The organism is Streptomyces griseocarneus, from assembly GCF_014655595.1.
Taxonomy (GTDB): domain Bacteria; phylum Actinomycetota; class Actinomycetes; order Streptomycetales; family Streptomycetaceae; genus Streptomyces; species Streptomyces griseocarneus.
Genome location: NZ_BNBL01000030.1, coordinates 1 through 3,058, shown reverse-complemented (window position 1 = coordinate 3,058; position 3,058 = coordinate 1). Strand labels below are relative to the sequence as shown.

Below are 3,058 nucleotides of genomic sequence, written 5' to 3'. Positions count from 1 at the left end.
CCCCCTGCCCGAACTGGGATGTCCCCTCCAAGGACGGGCCAGCACGGCACTCCGGACGAAACGTGATAGAACGTGCCGCGAAGTTCAAAGGATCCCGACCGCAGCGAAGGCCGCTTCGACTGCGGCGACCTTGGAGGACAGCTGGTTTGCGGGCAGTGCTCGGAACAGAGTCCGCGCGCTGGCCACGACCGCGCGTCGGCTGTCTGTGAACTGCGAGGTTCGCGATAGCCGCTGCGTGAGGGCCAGATAGAACATGGCCGCCACCTCAGCTGGGCTCAGTTTGAGTGAGCCATCGTCGGCCTGTGCGGTGAACAAGTGGAAGGCCGCCTTGTTGTGGATCCCGCTGTTGACGTGCACCCCGCCCCAATCACCAGCCTGGGTATTGGGCAGCACGCGGAACTGATCCATGTGTGCCGGCTGCCTGAATCGAGGCGGGTCCGACAGGTCACGGAACGGCTTGTCCCCGGGCAGGAGGTTCTCACCCAGCAGCCAGTCCCAGGTGCGGGGATCCTCCTTCCCCGAGTTGGCGACGATCGTTCCGAAGATGTCGGAGTAGGACTCGTTGAGGGCCCCCGACTGGAATACGTACTCCAGACGTGAGGTGTGGTCCGTGACACCGTGGAACATCTCGTGCGCCACCACATCAATATTGGCGGACAGAGAGCGTAGTTCGGCTCCACGCAGCACTTGGCCGTAGACCATCTGCATCTGCCGGTGATCCCAGAAGGCATTGATCCATTGCTTGGGGCCGGGACTGCTGTCGGCGACGACGCAGTTGATGGTCGACCGCATGGGACCACCTAGTCCGTCAATGTTGTCCCGTCGCAGCACATTGCGCAGAAACTCGGATACCGCGACGGCGTTGGCGTGGGCGCTGACGGCGCCTGGTGTCCAGGTCGGCGGATTGGTGATGAGGTCACCCGGCAGCCGATCACCGTCGACGGAGGGGTCACCGAAGTTGAAGCCGAAGGTTTGGACGTTGTGGATGGGGTCGTTCATCACCAGGCTTGAGCCTTGCCGTGAGACGAGGAAGGTGCGCTTGACGTCGAAGCTGTCGGTCGCCGTCTGCTGTTCCCCAGTGGTCATGCTGGGTGTGCGCGGCAAGATGGATACGACTTGCCCGTCGTGAGCGTCCACCACGTAGTCGACAAACCGGGGCGGCTCGAATTTGCTTTCCTGGCCCAACTGAAGCTCAACCGTGTGGTCCAGGGTCACCGGCACGTCTTCGAGGATGTACACGAGCCGCCAGCGAGACGCGGTAGCGTCGAAGTAGTGGTTCAGGCGAGGAACCACACCGGCCAGGACGGGTACATAACCATGCGGCGCGGTGGCGGCCGCTGCCAGGGCGTCGCCCGCCGAGACGGTGGCGACCGGGTCAATTTCGTGGGGCTCGCCGAGAGCTGAGTCGATGCCGATCAGATCGTTGGCCTTGTCGAGTTCTACGGTCACCAGTGAGCCGTAGACCGGGATGTCGTTCAGTGTCTGACGGAACTTCACCGTGCGGGTGTCGGTGAGCGGGATTGTCTCCGTGCCGATCGTCTTGAACCGGCTGGTGACTCCGCTCGCCACCGGAGCATTGAAGGACGGCACCATCGCGCTTGCCAGGGCCTGGTCGAGGTAGCGACGCGCCGCCATCTCGGGATCGAGGTCGCGCTGACTCTCGAGCCCCTCCGGCCTGACGCTGGGACGTGCAGCTTGCTCCTCCTGCAGTTGCGCGATGGTGCGGGACGACGACTCGTCGAATGTGTGCAACGAGAAGCTGCTCAGACCATTGTCTGCGGCTTGTTGGTTGGGCATGACGCTATTCCTTCCCGAGCAGGGTGCGGGGTTTCGCGAAAAACTCGCTCTCGACGAGGTGCAGCGCATGCAGTGGGTGGGGCGATACCCGGAAGTCGGCCGAGGTTGCCACCGCCCTCTCTGCCGCGCTCTCACCCACGAACAGGCAGTGGGCGACGGGGGACAGCGGCGCGCTCCCGTGCGAGCTTGAAGAAGGCAGGCTGGGACTTTTCCAGCCCCTCGACCGAACTAAACAGGCAGAGGTGGGTTCGACCAGGCCCGACAATCCGGCATCGGTAAGCACGTTCGCTGCCTACCAAAGGCCGGGGACCCGACGCCGACAGCCTCGGGCCCCCGGCCTTTGGGTCAGGTGAGGTTGATCGTATGGTCGAACGAGGTCACCGGCGCGATTATCTTTCTCATGCCGAGCAGTCGGGAATCGGTGCTGCCTGTGGTCCAGCACCAGTCGAATGCCCGGTCTGGAAGTTGGGTGGTAAATCCGCCACTCCAGTTCCGACTTCTGTCCTGATTTTCTGCGAAAAAGAAGTACTTTGCCCCGTTGACCGGGCCGGAACGCACCTTCACCTCTGTGTTCGGAGCGATCCCGAACCATCCTTTCTTCGACCACGGGTCACCCTCCGACGCACAGTCGCTGTTTGAATAAGCGTAAGCAACCCAAGCAGTCGTCGACGTGTTGTTCCGGAAGTAGAGTCCCACGGTTATCCCTCCTGCGGCGTGGGGTCGTCACCGCGACCGTCGTCGCCGACGGAGTCGCTCTCCACGCCGGGACGGTGGTCCTCACCGCTGGAGACCGCCGCCGTCCGATCCATCGGGACCGCCTCGCCCGTCTGGTCCGGACCGCGTGATCGCCGATATTCGGCAGCCTCGTCCGCCGTCCAGGCCCGTGACAATATCTCTGCCATAACGCGACACCTTCCTCGGTTGAGGCTGCCTCGAAACGGGCGTGTTGCCGGTTGGTCCCGTTTCACCAGGACCGAAGCGCCCGCCGGGGTCGCCGCTCTACCAGCGTGGTGAGTGAAGCTCCCACATATCCAAACTAGCTTCAGCGCATCCGCGTCGCATCTGGGCGAGTGATTAGGGAGATCCAACCTTGAATGCAGGACACCAAGTCGCCAATCCCAAGAAATGCGAGCGGGGCCTTGGAAGGAGCCACGCGGTGCTCGTGTGCGATCTGGAGGCAGCGGCCATTGCATGATCACGTTTCGTCCGGAGTGCCGTGCTGGCCCGTCCTTGGAGGGGACATCCCAGTTCGGGCAGGGGG

3 protein-coding genes are annotated in these 3,058 nt (G+C 63.3%); all 3 read right to left on the bottom strand.

Going from position 1 to position 3,058, the window contains the following annotated elements:
* Positions 1-84 precede the first annotated feature (84 nt).
* Positions 85-1,797 (bottom strand): M4 family metallopeptidase, encoded by a 1,713-nt coding sequence (locus IE295_RS33120; protein WP_190067512.1) that lies wholly within the window; start codon positions 1,795-1,797, stop codon positions 85-87.
* A gap of 345 nt (positions 1,798-2,142) precedes the next feature.
* Positions 2,143-2,493 (bottom strand): DUF1036 domain-containing protein, encoded by a 351-nt coding sequence (locus IE295_RS33115; RefSeq protein ID WP_190067511.1) that lies wholly within the window; start codon positions 2,491-2,493, stop codon positions 2,143-2,145.
* A 2-nt stretch (positions 2,494-2,495) separates the two neighbouring features.
* A complete protein-coding gene (locus tag IE295_RS33110) occupies positions 2,496-2,699 on the bottom strand; it encodes a hypothetical protein (RefSeq protein WP_190067510.1) in 204 nt (67 codons plus the stop codon).
* Positions 2,700-3,058: the final 359 nt, after the last annotated feature.

Coding starts and splice junctions, on each gene's coding strand:
- IE295_RS33120 (WP_190067512.1), bottom strand. CDS start 1,797: ATGCCCAACCAACAAGCCGCAGACAATGGTCTGAGCAGCTTCTCGTTG.
- IE295_RS33110 (WP_190067510.1), bottom strand. CDS start 2,699: ATGGCAGAGATATTGTCACGGGCCTGGACGGCGGACGAGGCTGCCGAA.